15 protein-coding genes are annotated in these 15,735 nt (G+C 64.7%); all 15 read right to left on the reverse strand.

All coding sequences use genetic code 11. From position 1 onward, the window contains the following. Window positions 1-393 precede the first annotated feature (393 nt). Entirely contained in the window at window positions 394-1,872 is a 1,479-nt protein-coding gene (locus HY699_19660; protein ID MBI4518026.1) for an NADH-quinone oxidoreductase subunit N, read from the reverse strand. 43 nt (window positions 1,873-1,915) lie between these two features. Beyond that, complete coding sequence (locus tag HY699_19665) at window positions 1,916-3,397, reverse strand: NADH-quinone oxidoreductase subunit M (protein ID MBI4518027.1); 1,482 nt, start codon at window positions 3,395-3,397, stop codon at window positions 1,916-1,918. Window positions 3,398-3,422: 25 nt separating this feature from the next. Continuing rightward, window positions 3,423-5,468 (reverse strand): NADH-quinone oxidoreductase subunit L, encoded by a 2,046-nt coding sequence (gene nuoL, locus HY699_19670; GenBank protein ID MBI4518028.1) that lies wholly within the window; start codon window positions 5,466-5,468, stop codon window positions 3,423-3,425. Window positions 5,469-5,575: 107 nt separating this feature from the next. Beyond that, window positions 5,576-5,884: an NADH-quinone oxidoreductase subunit NuoK gene (nuoK, locus tag HY699_19675; protein ID MBI4518029.1), complete on the reverse strand. Its 309-nt coding sequence runs from the start codon at window positions 5,882-5,884 to the stop codon at window positions 5,576-5,578. Then, the gene (locus HY699_19680; GenBank protein ID MBI4518030.1) at window positions 5,884-6,489 is read right to left on the reverse strand and encodes an NADH-quinone oxidoreductase subunit J; all 606 of its coding nucleotides are present in this window, start codon (window positions 6,487-6,489) and stop codon (window positions 5,884-5,886) included. Before HY699_19680 ends, nuoK begins: the two co-directional genes overlap by 1 nt. Next, the gene (locus HY699_19685) at window positions 6,386-6,952 is read right to left on the reverse strand and encodes an NADH-quinone oxidoreductase subunit I (GenBank protein MBI4518031.1); all 567 of its coding nucleotides are present in this window, start codon (window positions 6,950-6,952) and stop codon (window positions 6,386-6,388) included. The genes HY699_19680 and HY699_19685 overlap by 104 nt, the downstream gene beginning before the upstream one ends. Before the next feature lie 13 nt (window positions 6,953-6,965). Then, window positions 6,966-8,153 (reverse strand): NADH-quinone oxidoreductase subunit NuoH, encoded by a 1,188-nt coding sequence (gene nuoH / locus HY699_19690; protein MBI4518032.1) that lies wholly within the window; start codon window positions 8,151-8,153, stop codon window positions 6,966-6,968. Continuing rightward, the gene (locus tag HY699_19695) at window positions 8,153-9,313 is read right to left on the reverse strand and encodes an NADH-quinone oxidoreductase subunit D (protein ID MBI4518033.1); all 1,161 of its coding nucleotides are present in this window, start codon (window positions 9,311-9,313) and stop codon (window positions 8,153-8,155) included. The genes nuoH and HY699_19695 overlap by 1 nt, the downstream gene beginning before the upstream one ends. Window positions 9,314-9,346: 33 nt before the next feature. Then, window positions 9,347-9,841: an NADH-quinone oxidoreductase subunit C gene (locus tag HY699_19700; protein MBI4518034.1), complete on the reverse strand. Its 495-nt coding sequence runs from the start codon at window positions 9,839-9,841 to the stop codon at window positions 9,347-9,349. A 32-nt stretch (window positions 9,842-9,873) separates the two neighbouring features. After that, on the reverse strand, window positions 9,874-10,374 hold the full coding sequence (locus HY699_19705) for an NADH-quinone oxidoreductase subunit B (GenBank protein ID MBI4518035.1): 501 nt from the start codon (window positions 10,372-10,374) through the stop codon (window positions 9,874-9,876). Window positions 10,375-10,404: 30 nt separating this feature from the next. Continuing rightward, a complete protein-coding gene (locus tag HY699_19710; GenBank protein ID MBI4518036.1) occupies window positions 10,405-10,830 on the reverse strand; it encodes an NADH-quinone oxidoreductase subunit A in 426 nt (141 codons plus the stop codon). A 182-nt stretch (window positions 10,831-11,012) separates the two neighbouring features. Continuing rightward, window positions 11,013-11,831, reverse strand: coding sequence for a heme ABC transporter ATP-binding protein (locus HY699_19715; protein ID MBI4518037.1), 819 nt, complete (start codon window positions 11,829-11,831; stop codon window positions 11,013-11,015). Then, window positions 11,824-12,843 (reverse strand): iron ABC transporter permease, encoded by a 1,020-nt coding sequence (locus HY699_19720; GenBank protein ID MBI4518038.1) that lies wholly within the window; start codon window positions 12,841-12,843, stop codon window positions 11,824-11,826. The genes HY699_19715 and HY699_19720 overlap by 8 nt, the downstream gene beginning before the upstream one ends. Before the next feature lie 12 nt (window positions 12,844-12,855). Next, entirely contained in the window at window positions 12,856-13,752 is an 897-nt protein-coding gene (locus HY699_19725) for a cobalamin-binding protein (protein ID MBI4518039.1), read from the reverse strand. 23 nt (window positions 13,753-13,775) lie between these two features. Further along, the gene (locus HY699_19730; GenBank protein MBI4518040.1) at window positions 13,776-15,731 is read right to left on the reverse strand and encodes a TonB-dependent receptor; all 1,956 of its coding nucleotides are present in this window, start codon (window positions 15,729-15,731) and stop codon (window positions 13,776-13,778) included. Between the last annotated feature and the right edge of the window lie 4 nt (window positions 15,732-15,735).

A 15,735-nucleotide genomic window follows, 5' to 3' on the forward strand; every position in this document is an offset into this window, starting at 1 on the left:
GGTCTGAGCTGCGATCAGCTCGATCTTCCAGGCGCGGCGCCACTTCTTCAGCTGCTTTACTCCCGCACGATTGCCCTCTCTGCGCAGCCGTGCCATTCGTAGTAGACCAGCTTGTCAACCCGTACTTGGCCGAAAAACCCTCCACTACCTTGCTCTTATGCTGCCACCCCCGCGTTGCCAGCTGTGAGGTCACCCCAATGTACAGCGTGCCGTTCCGTATGCTGGCCAGCATGAAAACGCAGAACTGCTTGTCCATAGCGCCAAACGCCAAACTGGATTCCCGCTTTCGCGGGAATGACGGCCATAACACCGAACCACGTTACCCACAAATTTGTCGCGCACTCCGGCGAAATATTCGCGCGGCCGCAAGAGCCAGCGCACGCCGGCGGTAATCTAGCCGGCGAAGAAATGCAGCGAGCGCTCGACGAAGCTCATCACCGGGCTCCAGTACAGGCCGAGCGCAACGGTGGCGCCGGCGAGACCCCACAGCAACGAGCCGTCGTGTACTCCAACCACCACCGTGCCCTCGCCGCCGGCGGGTTGATCGAGGAACATGGCCTTGACGATGCGCGCGTAATAGTAGAGTGAGACGACGCTGTTGGCGACGCCGACCAGCGCCAGCAGGTAGAACTGCCGCTCGATGACGGCGGCGAAGAGGTAGAACTTGCCGATGAAGCCGCCCAACGGCGGCAGCCCGGCGAGCGAGAACAGAAAGATCGCCATCGCCACCGCCGGCATGGCCCCGCCGCGCCAGGCCAGACCGCGATAGGCCTCGATATCCTCGCGTCCGGTGCTGTTGGCCACGATCATCACCACCAGGAAGGCGCCGATGTTCATCAAGTAGTAGGCGATCAGGTAGAACATCATCGCCCGCAGCCCGTCGTTGCTCAGCACCACGAACCCCATGAGGATGTAGCCGGCATGCGCGATGCTCGAATACGCCAGCAGCCGCTTGAGGTTCTGCTGCGACAGCGCGGCGAAGTTGCCGAGCGTCATGGTGATCATCGACAGCACCAGCACCAGCTGCGGCCACTCGATGCCGGGTAGCGCCGTCCACAGCCCGCTCGGCGCCAGTTGCGAGATGGCCGGATAGAAGAACCGGATCAGCAGCGCAAAGCCTGCGGCCTTGGAACCTACCGACAAGAACGCCGCAATCGGAATCGGAGCGCCCTGATAGACGTCGGGCGCCCACATGTGGAACGGCACCGCCGCGATCTTGTAGCCGAAGCCGGTCAGCGTCAGCACCAGCGCGATGAACAGCGCCAGCTGATTGCTGCCGCCTTGGCTGAGGGCGGCGTTGATCCGGGCGTAGTCCATGCTCCCGGCCAGACCGAAGATCCAACTCATGCCGTAGATCATCGTGCCCGAGGCGACGCCGCCGTAGATCAGGTACTTGACCGCGGCTTCGCCCGAGCGCCGGCTGTGCTTGAGAATGCCGGTGAGCACGTACGAGGTCAGGCTGACGAACTCGAGCGACAAATAGGCCATGAGCAAGTTCGCGCTCGAGGCCATGAAGCACATCCCCAGCGCGCTCGAGAGCAGGATGCCGTAGTACTCACCCTGGTTCGAGCGCCGCGCTTCACGCGATGTGAGCGACATCCACACCGCCGCCAGCGTCGCCAAGATGAAGATGACTTTGAAGAAGCTGGCGAAGCGATCGTGAATGACCATGCGATTGAACAGGCCGGCATCCGCACGCCCGGCGACCGCCCAAACCGCGACCAGGACGAGGGCGCCACCGACCAGCGCGATCTCGCCGATGCGCTCCTTGGCCGCGATCACCAAGTCGCCGACAAAGACGCTGAGGATGGCGAGCGTGAGGATCAGCTCGGGCAGCAGGTACGGCAAGCTGTGCACGTTGTCGAGGCTCATGACCGGCTTCTCGCGGGTTTCGCTAATCGCACCACGGCTGCGTTCACAGGTACGGCGCGACCATCTGGTTGAGCTGGTGCAGCGACTGGGTCATGAGATCGAGCACCGGGGCGGGATAGACACCGAGCACGATCACGATCGCCCCGAGCGGTAACAGCGTGAACAGCTCGCGTCCGTTGATCTCGGGGAGCGTGGCGTATTTCTCGTTGACCTTGCCGAAATACATGCGCTGCATCGTCCACAGCATGTAACCCGCGGTCAGGATCACGGCGGTGGCGGCTATCGCCGTCAGCAACTTGGCCGACTGCCAGGAGCCGAGCAGCACCAGCACCTCGGAGATGAACGCCGACAGCCCCGGCAACCCCATGGCGGCAAAGAACGCCAGCGCGGTGACCCCCGTATAAACCGGCATGGTCGTGGCCAACCCGCCGAAGCCCTCGATCTGGCGGTGATGGGCCCGGTCGTAGATCACGCCGACGAGTAAGAACAGCATAGCGGTGACGGTGCCGTGGTTGAACATCTGCATCACCGCGCCGCTGATGCCCTGCTGGGTGAACGATGCCATCCCGAGCATGACGTAGCCCATGTGGCTGATGCTGGAATAGGCGACCAGCTTCTTGAGGTCCTTCTGCGCCATCGCGCAGAGCGCGCCGTAGACGATGTTCCAAGTGCCGAGCGCAGCCAGGAAGTAGTAGGCCAGATCGGCGGTGGCGAGCGGCAGGATCGCGAAGTTCACCCGCAGGATGCCGTAGGTGCCCATTTTGAGCAGGACGCCGGCGAGGATGACCGAGATCGCCGTCGGCGCCTCGACGTGGGCGTCGGGCAACCAGGTGTGAAACGGGAAGGCCGGAATCTTGATGGCGAAGCCGATGAACAGCGCGATCCAGACCACCAGCTGGAACTGACGGCTGTAAGTGGCGTTGTTGGCGATCAGCTGGGTCATGTCGAGCGTGTGCGGCTCGTTGTAGAAGTACAAGGCAAGGATGGCCAACAGCATGAGGGCGCTGCCGACCAGGGTGTAGAGGAAGAACTTGATGGCGGCGTACTCGCGCCGCGGGCCGCCCCAAATGCCGATGAGGAAGTACATCGGCAGCAGCATCACTTCCCAGAAGACGAAGAAGAGCAGGAAGTCGAGCGCGACGAACACGCCCATCATGCCGGTATCGAGCAGAAGGAAGAGCGCAAAGTAGCCCTTCACCGCCTTGTCGATGCCCCACGAGGCGAAGATGCAGATGAAGCTCAACAGTGCCGTCAGTAGCACCATGGTGATGCTGATGCCGTCGACCGCGACGAAGTACTCGGCCTTGAACGAGCCCAGCGTGATCCAGGGGGCGCGCTCGATCAGCTGAAAGCCCGCCTGGGTGCGGTCGAAGTTGACGAACAGCCAGACCGCCATCAACAGCGGCGGCACGGTGGCGGCCGCCGCCGTCCACTTGATCAGATTGTGCTGCGCGCGCGGCAGACACAGAATCAGCGCCGCGCCCAGCAGCGGAATGAAGGTCATGTAGGTCAGAATGTGCGCCATCGTCTTACACCTCAGGCCTTGCGGCTCACATCACGCGTAGAATCAGAATCGCCACCGTGGCGACCGCGATCACATAGAGGTAGCCGTTGATGCTACCGGTCTGCAGCTGGCGAAAGCGCGTGCCCACGCCCATGCTCAGCGCCGCCACGCCGTTGACCATGCCGTCGATGACGTAGTTGTCGAACAGCCCGTGGAGCCACGACACGCCGCGCGTCAGCGTCGCCGCGCCGTCGACCATGAAGTCGATCACGTAGCGGTCGAACGCCGCCGACGCTCGCGTCAGGAACATGGTGAAGCGGATCACCGTGGCCGCGTACAGCTCGTCGACGTAGTACTTGTTGAACAGCCACTCGTAGAGCTTGCCGGCGCGCCACGCGATCACCATCGGGATGGCCGGCTGCACCAGGTAACAAAAGTAGGCGATGCCGATGCCGGCCGCGGCAATCGCGACCGAGGCCGCCATCAAGAGGTACTCCAGCGCCTGGGAATGATGCTCGGCGTGGGCAGCGTGGCCGCCGTGGCTGAAAACCGGCGCGAACCACTCCTCGATGCGATTGGCCCCACCCAACGCCGGCGGCACGCCCAGCACGCCGGCGAGCACCGCCAGCAGCGCCAGGATCATCAACGGGTAGGTCATCACCGCCGGTGATTCGTGCAAGTGCTCTTGGGTGTGATGGTCGGCCCGGCACTCGCCCCAGAAGGTCAAGAACACCTGGCGGAACATGTAGAAGGCGGTCATCCCGGCGCCGGCAAATCCCAGCAGCCAGACGAAGACACTGCCGTGCTCGCCGGAGAAGGCTTTCCAGAGAATCTCATCTTTCGAGAAGAAGCCGGACATCGGCGGAATGCCGGCAATCGCCAGGGTCGAGAGCAAGAAGGTCCAGTGCGTCACCGGCATCCATTTCTTGAGCCCGCCCATCTTCTGCATGTCCTGCTCGCCGTGCATGGAGTGGATAACGCTGCCGGAGCCGAGGAATAGGCAGGCCTTGAAGAAGGCGTGCGTCATCAGATGGAAGATGCCGGCAGCGTAGGCGCCGACGCCCATCCCGATGAACATGTAGCCGAGCTGGCTGACGGTGGAGTACGCCAGCACCCGCTTAATGTCGTTCTGCACCAGCCCGATGGTGGCGGCGAAAAAGGCGGTGAGCGCGCCCACCCAGGCGACGACGTGCAACGTCGCCGGCGCCATCGAGAACAGGAAATTGAGCCGGCCGATCATGTAGACCCCGGCAGTGACCATGGTGGCGGCGTGGATCAGCGCGCTCACCGGCGTCGGGCCGGCCATGGCGTCGGGCAACCAGACGTAAAGCGGGATCTGCGCCGACTTGCCGGTGGCGCCGACGAAGAACAGCAACGTGACCGCGGTGGCCACGCCCATGCCCCAGATCAGCTGGCCGTCGAGCAGATGCGCGTGCGCTTGCAGCTCGCGGAAGGTCAGCGTCGGGTGCCCGAGCCCATCGAGCGTCCAGAACAGCAGGAACACCCCGAGCATGAAGCCGAAGTCGCCGATGCGGTTGACGATGAACGCTTTGCTGCCGGCGCTGGCGTTGTTCCAATCCGAGTACCAGAAGCCGATCAGCGCATAGGAGCACAAGCCGACGCCTTCCCAGCCGACGAACATCAGCAGCAGGTTGTCGCCGAGCACGAGGGTGAGCATGGCGAAGGTGAAGAGGTTGAGAAAGGCGAAATAGCGCCAGTACGACTTCTCCTCGTGCATGTAGCCGACCGAGTAGATGTGGATCAGCCCGCCGACGCCGGTGACCACCAGGATCATCACCGCGGAGAGCGGATCGACCTGGAAGGCGACCTCGGCCTTGAGGCCGCCGACGTCGATCCAGGTCCACAACGAGTCGAGCAGCAGCCGCTGCTGCGGCTCCAGTTCGAGGAGGTGGGCGAAGGCGCGCACCGAGATCAGAAACGCCACCATCACCGGTGCGCAGGCAATGAAGCTGATCGCCCGCTTGCCGGCAGCCCGCTGGATCAGCGCGCCCGCCACGCCATTGATCACGGCGCCGATGAGCGGCAGGAACACGATCCAACGCAGATAGTCGACGTTTATTGGGTGCTCCATCCTGGCCTCGTCCTGCGCCTCTCTTGCACGAAGTGTGATTGGCTTGCGCCGATCGCTCGGGTTCGGTCAGATCGCCGTGCCGGGTGAGCCCGCGCACCGCGCCGCCGTTACCCCCGCAACGTCTCGGTGGCCTCCAAGTCGATGGTTTGGAACGTCTGGTACAGACCCAGCACGATGGCCAGGCCGATCGCCGCTTCGGCTGCCGCCAGCATGATGACGAAAATCGCGAACACCTGGCCGTCGTAGCCGCCGGAGCTGTAGCGCGCGAAGGCGAGGTAGTTGATGTTGGCGGAGTTGAGGATCAGCTCGACGCCCATCAGCACGCCCAGCGCGTTGCGTCGGGTCAAGACACAGAACAAGCCGAGCACGAACAGCGCCAGGCTGACGGTCAGGTAATGCGCCAGTCCGATTTCCATCACTCCGCTCGCAGTTCTTTGCGCGACAGCACCACCGCGCCAATCAACGCCGCCAGCAGCACCAGCGAGGCCAACTCGAACGGCAGCAAGTAAGTGGTCAAGAAGGCGTCGCCGATGCCGTAGGTGGTCGGCTGCGCCGCGGCCGGGCTCACCGCATGCCAGGTGGTCGAGAAGATCGCTTTCATCATCACGCCCGCCAGCAGCGCGATGATCGCCAGCGCCGGCAGAGTGCCGACCGAGCGGTTCGAGATCCGCACGTCGGCAATGCGATGGGTCAGCATGACCGCGAACAGCATGAGGACGAGGATGCCTCCGACATAGACCAGCACTTGCACGACGGCGATGAAATCCGCCGCCAGCATCACGTACAAGCCGGCGGCGCCCATGAAGGCTCCCATCAGAGCGAAGGCCGAGTAGACAATATTGCGCGAAAACGCCACGCCGATGGCCGAGGCGATAGTGAGGCCGGCAATTAAGTAAAAGACCAGCGCGCTCATGGCCTCAAGCCGCCTCCGCTTCGTCGCTACCGCCGGCTTCTTGATTGCAGGCGAACTCGGTGACGTAGCGCATGCCGCGTTCGAGCATGGGCGCCAACACCGGGTCATCCTCCGGACCCTTCTTCGGCTTGTAGGCCGGCACCGGCTCCTTGACGAAACGGCGCACCAGACTCTCGAGCGAGTAGTCCGCCCCTTCGAACTCGGGGGTGTGGTGAATCGCGCCGGTCGGGCAGGGTTCGCTGCACAGGCCGCAGTACATGCACTTGGCCATATCGATGTCGAAGCGGCTCAGCATCATCTGCTTGGTCTGCGCATCCTTCTTGGCGTCGATGACGATGCAGTCGATCGGGCAGGCGCGCTCGCAGGCCAGGCAGCCGGTGCAGATTTCGAGGTCGACCTCGAGAATACCGCGGTAGCGGAACGGCAGCGTGTCCTGCACCCGCAGCGGCGTGCGATCGGGATACTGCACCGTGCTCGGCTTGCGCACGAAATGGGAGAACGTCACCGCGAGGCCGTCGAAAATCGTGACCGCCGTCTCGATGATGTTGCCCACGTAGCTGCGAGGCTTCATGCACACCTCTCCGTCACGACAGCGGGCTGAATTGAAATTCCGGGCGGGCCCGGCGCAGGTGGAAGACGACGCGATAGAAGAAATATCCGATCAGGGCGGCACCCAACAGCGTCATCACCGCCCGCACCAGCGCGCTACCGTGGGGCAGCAGCACGGTGAACAGCGCCTGCCCGATCAGATTGATGAACGCCAGCGGCACCAGATACTTCCAGCAGGTCGTCATCAGCTGATCGACGCGCACCCGCGGCAAGGTGGCGCGGATCCACATCGCCACCAGCACCCAGAAGTACGACTTGACGAAGAAGGTCACGAACTGCAGCAGATTCTTGAGCACCACATTGTCGGTGACCGGCGGCACTTGCCAGCCGCCGAGAAAAAGCGTCGTCAGCAGCGCGCCGATCACGTACAAGTTGCCCCACTCGACCAGGAAGAACATCAGGTAGCGCGCCCCCGAGTATTCGGTGACGAAGCCGGCCACCAGTTCGGATTCGGCTTCCGGTAGATCGAAGGGCGTGCGGTTGCCTTCCGCCAGCGCCGAGGTGAAGAAAAGGAAGAAGGCCGCAAAGGTGAACGGGCTGTGGAACACGAACCAGGTGTGCGGCGACCAGCTCTGCTGCTCGATGATGCCCTGCATGCTCAGAGTGCCGGCGATCAGCACAATCGGGAAGATCGAGAGTCCGGCGGGAATCTCGTAGCTGACGATCTGCGCCGCCGAGCGAATGCCCCCGATCAACGACCACTTGTTGTTCGACGCCCACCCCGCCATCAGGATGCCCACCACCACCAATGCCGTCACCGCGGTGAGATAGAGCACGCCGACGTTCATGTCCGCGATCACCAGCGCGCTGCTGAACGGGATCACCACGAAGGTGGTCACGAATCCCATCACCACCACGAACGGCGCCAGCCGGAACAGCCGGGGATCGGCGTCGGCGGGCACGACGTCCTCCTTCATCAGCAGCTTGATGCCGTCAACCAACCACTGCAGGATGCCTTGCGGCCCCACGCGATTGGGGCCGACGCGCGACTGGATGCGCGCCCACACCCGCCGCTCCACGAAGGTGGTTACCCCGGCGACGTTGAGGATGAACCCGAGCACAACGATGAGACCAAAGACCAGCATCCCGAGCGCGTAGACGACGTCGGCCGGGGCGTTGCCGAAGGTCCCCTGTGCGATCAGGCGGTCGAGCAGTTCTTGCATTACCGGTCCACCTCCGGCGCCACGATGTCGAGGCTCGAGATGACCGCGACCAGGTCGGCGATCATCAGGCCGCGGCTGGCCTTGTCGAGGATGCTCATCGCCGAGAACGAGCCGGTGCGGACGTGGCAGCGGTACGGGAACTCGGTGCCGTCGCTGACCGTGTACCAGCCCATGTCGCCGCGGGCGCTTTCGACCCGGATATAAGCGTCGCCCGCGGGCGGCTTGAACTTGCGCGGTACCTTGGCAATCACCGGGCCGTTGGGAATTTGCTTGAAGCATTGGCGCAGGATCTTGATGCTCTGCTGCATCTCGCGGATGCGCACGATGTAGCGATCGAAACAGTCACCGACGGTGCCGACCTCGCCGCCGCCGACGGGAATATCGAACTCCAGCTCCGGGTAGACGGAGTAAGGCTCGCCGCGCCGGACATCGTACTGCACGCCGGAGCCGCGCAGGTTGGGGCCGACGAGGTTGTAATTGACGGCTTCCGCCGCTGTGATCACCGCCACGTCCGCCAGGCGCTCGACGTAGATCTTGTTGTTCGTGATCAGGTCGTTGTACTCGTCGATCAGGGGCTCGAACTGATCGAGGAAGGCCAAGCACTTCTCCGCATATCCCGGCGGCAGGTCCCAGGCCACACCGCCGATGCGCATGTAGTTGAAGGTCAGGCGCGCGCCGCACAGCTCTTCGAGGAGATCGTTGATCTTCTCGCGTTCGCGGATGGCGTGGAAGAACGGCGTCGCCGCACCGATGTCGAGCACCATGGTGCCGACCGACAGCAGGTGACTGGCGATGCGATTGAGCTCGGCCGCAATCACGCGGCAGTACTCGGCGCGTTTGGGCACCTCGAGGCCCGCCAGCCGCTCGCACACCATCGCCCAGCCCTGGTTGCAGAACATAGCGGCGACGTAGTCGACCCGATCGGTGTACGGCATGAAGCCGTGGTAGCCGACCTTCTCGGAAATCTTTTCGATCGAGCGGTGGAGGTAGCCGACGTCCGGGATGGCTTCGAGCATGACCTCGCCGTCGGCTTTGACCACGAAGCGCAACACCCCGTGCGTGCTGGGATGCTGCGGCCCCATGTTGAGGGTCATCGCCTCGGTCGCTAGGCCGGTTCCGGCAACGCGCTCAACTTCGATTTCGTATCCTGCCAGGCTCATCCTGCTTCCTGCGCTCTCTTGCACACCTGGCAGCTACTTGATCAGGCTTTCACGCCGAGTACTGATGCCGTGGTACTCTTCGGGCTCGACGAAATCCTTGCGCAGTGGATAGCCCACCCAATCTTCCGGCATCAGCAGTCGGCGCAAGTCGCAGTGTCCCGCGAAGGTCACTCCCAGCAAATCGTAGATCTCCCGCTCCAGCCAGTTGGCCGCCTTCCACACCGACTCGACGGTGGGAATCACCGGCCGGTCGCGCGGCGCGTCCACCTTGAGGACGATCTTGTGCCGGTGGCGGTACGAATAGAGGTGGTAAACGACTTGGATCACGCCGCGAGCCTTGTAGTCGACCCCCGACTCGTTGGAGAGCGCGTCGAACGCCAGCTCGGGCTCGGTCTTGAGGAACTCGCAAACCGGGACAATGGCCTCGGGTAGCACCGCGATGGCGGGGTCTTTCGCTTGCGAGTCACACTCGCCCACCTGGTTCCCGAAGCGCGCGCTCAGGCGCTGATGAATGGCCGTGGCATCCATGAAGTCTGGCTATGGTAAGTGCGGGTGAACCACTAGGCGGCGGCCGAGTCGGCGCCGCGACGGACGAGCCACTTCTCGTGCATCATCTTCTCTTGCAGTTTGAGAATGCCCTCGGTCAGCGCTTCCGGCCGCGGCGGGCAACCCGGGATGTAAACATCGACCGGGATGACCTTGTCGACCCCGTCGCAGACGGAGTAGGCTAACTGGAACAACCCGCCACAATTGGCACAGCTTCCCATCGAGATCACGTAACGCGGCTCGGGCATCTGCTCGTAGAGCAGCTTGGTCCGCAGCGCCATCTTCAGCGTGAGAGTGCCGGCCACGATCATCAGATCCGACTGCCGCGGCGCGGCGCGCGGCGCGGTGCCGAACCGATCCACGTCAGCGCGCGGCCCCTGTGTCTGCATCATTTCGATCGCGCAGCACGCTAGCCCGAAGAGCATCCACCAAACCGAAGACTTGCGCGTCCAGTTCAAAAACTGATCCGCCTTGGTAGTAAGCACCATCTCAGGCATGCTGTTGATCAGGGACATACCCGTCGTCCTTCCCCTTGCCGGTCTTCGCTATGCGGCTTCTCGCAGCGTTGCGCGTTCGCTGGTCGCTTCGGCCGGCACCCGCTTCAGCCACTCCAGGTCGCCCTTGACCCAGACGTACACCAAGCCCACGAACAGGATGCCCAGGAACACCAGAATCTCGGCCAAAGCGAACAATCCGTCCCCGCGCAGCACCCAATCACGGAATACGACGGTGACCGGATAGATGAACGCAATCTCGACGTCGAAGATCACGAAGATCAGCGCTACCAGGTAGAAGCGGATGTTGAAGTTGATCCAGGCGCTGCCCGTGGGAGGCTCGCCGCACTCGTAGGTGGTCAGTTTGATCGGTTCCGGGTTGTGCGGACGCAGCAGGCTCCCCAGCAGCAGCATGCCGCCGACGAAGACCACGGCAAGAATAAAAAACACCAGCACGTTTGCGAAGTGAAACAGCATCGTTATTCAGATTCCTAGCGATACGCCGGTATCGCCACGCCCGCTGGTCGCGTAACACACGACCCCTAGTGAGTCAACGACGGTCGCCGGCAAGCAGCACGATCGCGCGGGCCAGCCCGTTGGTTCTCTGCCGGTGCTGCCGGCCCCGGGCCGCACCGGGGCGGGTGGCGGTGACGGAGCACTCACGCTTGCCGGCGCAGCTGCTGGCGGTAAGCGCGGCTGAGCGGCAAGACGTTGACTGCCCCGGTGATGTCGTTCACGTCGACGTAAACCTCGGTGTCGTAGACCGCGGTGAGGTTGGCGTAGGTGATGACCGCGGCGGGCGGGCCGATCTCTACGAGGCGGCCGGCCTTGAGCAAGGCCACGCGGTCGCAGTAGAGCGCGGCCAGGTTGAGGTCGTGGAGCACGCTGATAATGCTCTTGCCGTCGCCTTGCAACTCATGGAGCAGATCGTAGATCTCCACCTCGTGGCGAATGTCGAGGAAGGCTGCGGGCTCATCGAGCAACAGGATATCCGCCTCTTGTGCCAGCGCTCGCGCCAGAATCACGCGCTGGCGTTCGCCGCCGCTGAGTTCGTGAATCGAGCGCGCCGCCAGCTCGAGCACGCCCGTGCGGGCCATGGCCTGGCGGGCGACCTCGAGGTCACGCCCCTCCTCGAAGGCGAAGCCGCCCAAGTGCGGCGAGCGCCCCATCAACACCACTTCGGTCACCGAGAACGGAAAGCTGATCGCGGTCTCTTGCGGCACGACCGCGATCGCTCGGCCGAGTTGGCGCCGCGTGTATTGGGCCAGCAGCTGCCCGCGCACCCGCACCTCGCCGGCTTGCGGCGCCAGCACACCGCTGAGCAGCCGCAGCAGCGTCGACTTCCCCGAGCCGTTGGGGCCGATGACCCCGAGCATCTCGCCCGGCTGCAACGCCAGCGACACGTCGTCGATGACCGGCTCGCGCCCGTAGCCGAACCGTAGGCCGCGCGCCTCGATCGCCAGGCCTAGCTCAGCCAAACGCCTTCTTCCCTTCACGCTTCAATAGGTAAACGAAGAACGGCCCGCCGCACAGCGCGGTGACGACTCCAACCGGGATCTCGACCGCGCCGAGTGCGCTGCGGGCAATGGTGTCGGCCCACACCAGGAAGATCGCCCCCGCCAGCAGCGCTGCCGGCAGCAGCAGGCGGTGGTCGGCACCGAGCAGCAAGCGCATCACGTGCGGCACAATCAGCCCGACAAAACCGATCATGCCGCTGACGGAGACCACTGCCCCGACCAGCAGCGACGCCGCCAAGAACGCGCTGCGCCGCACGCGGGTAACATCCACCCCGAGTTGCAGCGCGCTTTCTTCGCCGAGCGCCAGGACGTTCAACTGCCGGCTCTGCAGCAGCAGCCAGCCGGCGCCTACCAGTGTGTACAGGCCGATGACCGCCACCAGCCGATAGCTCTGGGTCGCCAAACTCCCCATCAGCCAAAACAGGATGCCTTGCGCATGGTAGAAGTCAGCCAGCGCGTTCACGCACATGATCAGCGCGCCGGCGAAGGCGTTGTAAACCACGCCCGCCAACAGCAGCACGTAGGGTTGCAGTCGGCCGTGCACCAGCGCCACCCGGTAAATCACCGCCATCGACACCAGGGCGCCGAGCGCGGCCCCGAACGGCAACAGCGAGGCTTCGCTGGCTGCGCTGCGCCCGCCGGCGATCAACGCGATCACGGCGCCCAGCGCCGCGCCCCCCGAAATGCCGATCAGGTGGGGCTCGGCCAGCGGGTTGCGCAGCAGCCCTTGCAGCGCCACCCCCGCACTGGCGAGTGCGCCGCCGACCACCGCCGCCAGCAACACCCGCGGCAGCCGTGCCTCGAAGAGAATCACGCGGTCGCTGTTGTCGGCCAAGTCGGCCTGGAGCGCGCGCGCGAGGTCCACGTGCACGCTGCCCAGCAACGCCGCCAGCACGATGGTCGCCAGCAACAGCGCGACCAAGAGCGCATTGACGATGACAAAGCGGCGCAGAGTCAGGTGAGCTGGCGTCATCGGCCGATCAAATCACGGCTCTGGGTCCGCGGCCACCGCGCCGCCCTCGCGCTCGTGGTCGAATCTGTCGGCATGAATGAAGCGCGCGACGGTCTCGAAAGCTTCGCCCAAGCGCGGCCCGGGATGCAGGAGCTGATAGGCGCGGTAGCCGTAGACGCGCCGCTCCCGCACCGCCGGCAAGCTTCTGAACTGGCTCCAGAACGCCGTCGCGGCCTCGGCCCCGGCCCGCGCTTCGTTGCCCATGGTCGTATCGATGATCACCTCCGGTCCCGCTGCAATCACAAATTCGAGATTCAGATGCGGCCAGCTGCCGCCCGCCTGCGCCCCCAGATTGACCCCGCGGGCTGAGCGTATCAGCTCGTCTTGAAACGTGCCGCCGCCCACCGCGATCAGCGGCGTGTGCCCGACCACCATCAGCACCTTGCGCTCGGGGGCGCCGGCCAGCCGCTGCGCCACCGCCGCCATCTGCTGGCGGATGTGCGCGACCAGCGCTTGGGCCTGCTGCTCGCGCTCGAGTTCGCGCCCGATCGCCAGCAGCGATTCAAGAATCTCGGCCACCGTCTGCGGATCGACCACTACCACCTTGAGCCCCAGCCGGCGCAGCGACTCCACCGGGGCGCGGTTGCCGGGGCTGGGTACGGCCACGATGACGTCGGGGCGCTTGGCCACGATCAGCTCGACGTTGGGAGTGAGGAAGGTGCCGACGCGATCGATCTTCTCCACCTCCGGCGGATAGTCGCAGTAGCTCGACACTCCCACCAGCCGCTCCCCCAGCCCGAGCGCGAACACCGCCTCCGTCGCCGAGGGCGCCAGCGAAATGATACGCGCGGGCTCGACGGCGTACCCAGCCGCCGGCGGCAGCAAGACGGCCGCCAAGCACCCCCAACGTAGCGACTTCAATCTCACCATGCGTGATCTCGGGCGGTGCGCGCTTAGAAGGTCAGCTGCGTCCCGACCACGAAGTTGATCGGCGAAGCCTTGAAACCGAGCGCCTCCTGATAATTGCGATCAAAGAGGTTGCCGATCCGGCCGAACAGCTCGACGCGCTGGAGCGGCGCCAGGAGCAGCCGGCGGCCGTAAGTCACCGCCACGTCGGCCACGGTGTAATTGGGATTGTTCACGGTCGTGAAGGTTGTCGGATCGACGTCGGCGCGATCGCCGGCGAAGTTGACGTTGCCGGCGAGATCGATCGCGTCCTCGGCTTGCAGCGGCGACGCGAGCCGGTAGCGCACGCCGGCGGCCATGCGGTTGTGCGGGCGGCGCAACAACGTGCGGGAGCCGCCGAGCACTTCGAAGTCGAGGTAGGTGTAAGTGCCCCGCAGCGTCAGCCCGGCGAGTGGGCGCAAGCTGACGCCGGTTTCGACGCCCTGCACGTCAACACGACCGGCGTTCTGAGCCGTGCACACGTAAGTCGTCGGATCGCACACCGCCTGGATCAGATTGGCGGTGCGGCGGGTGAAGTACGTGGCCTCGACGCTCAAGCGCTCGCCCCACAGCTGCTGCACCGCCCCGCCGTCGTATTCACTGCTGGTTTCGGCGTCGAGGTCGGGATTGCCGAAGCCGGGGTAGAACAACTCGTTGAACGTCGGCGCCTTGAAGCCTTCCGCGTAGCCGCCCTTGAGGCGGGTCGCCCAGCGGCCGCTGCCGTCCCAATCGTGCAAGTAACCCACCGACCAGGCCGCGCTGACTTCGCGCCCGAAGCCCTCGTCGTCGTCAACCCGCAGGCCGCCGGTTGCGATCAGATGCTCGTCGAGCAGGAGTAGCTGTTGCTGCACATAGCCGGCGTAGACACTGCGGCTGGCGGCGAAGTCCTGCTCCAGCAGCGGCGGCGGCGGGGCGAAGTTGACGTTGAGTGACTTGGGGCGGGCCTCCTTCTCCTTGAACTCCACGCCGGCCGTGGTGATGCCGGCGCTGCCGGCGTAGTACGTCGCCTGCGCCTCACCGGTGGTGATCTGGGTCGGGATGCGCGAACGCACGGCCGAGGCGAAGGTGGCCGCGGCGTCCGGGTCGGTGAAGGTCTCGCTGTCGTGCACCACCGCGCCGGCCAGCCGGTAGCGCAGGCTGTCGGCCGGCCGGTGTTCCCATTCGCCTTTGAAGAGGTAACGCTCCTCGCTGAAGCGGGCATTGGGGTCGGAAAGGCCCTGGTAATAGAGATTGTTGAACAGGCCGACGACAGCATCGTGGTAGCGGAAGAAGCCGCGCAGCGTGCCCCGCTCGATTACGTCGGCATCAAGCCGCAGCGCGGCGGCCAGATTGCTGTAGTCATCGTTGACGGGCCGAAAGCCGCCGCTGCTTTGGTACGACAGCGAGCCGCTGAAGCCGAGGCGCTGTTGGGCGCCGGAGAAACTCAGCCGATGGCGCTGGGTATCACCGTTGCCGCCCTCGTTCAGCAGCGAGAACTGCGGCCGGCCGGTGCCGCGCTTGGTCACCAGGTTGACCACACCGCCCACGGCTTCGGAGCCGTAGAGCGTGCCGCCGGCGCCGCGCAGCACCTCGATGCGATCGAGGTTGTCCGCCGTCAAGGTGCCGAAGTTGAATTCCCCGAGGGTGGGGCTGTTGACCTCGACGCCATCGACGAGCATGAGCGTCTGGTCGGCGTCGGCACCGCGAATGTGCACGCTGGCGCTGGTGCCGCTGGAGCCCTGCTGCGTCACGTCCACACCCGGAACGCCGCGCAGCAATTCCACCACCGTGTCGGCGTGGCGGCTCTCGATCTCCTCGGCGGTAATGGCGGAGATCGACGTGGTTGCCTGCTCGATCGGTTGTTCCCCGCGCGTTGCGGTCACCACTACCGTGCCCAACGCATGTTCTTCCGGCTCGTCGCCGGCGGGCGCGCTCACTGGCACCAGCATAACCGCAACCACCGCCCAAAACCTGAAACCCTTCATACCC

This window comes from Deltaproteobacteria bacterium, assembly GCA_016210005.1.
Taxonomy (GTDB): Bacteria; Desulfobacterota; Binatia; order HRBIN30; family JACQVA1; genus JACQVA1.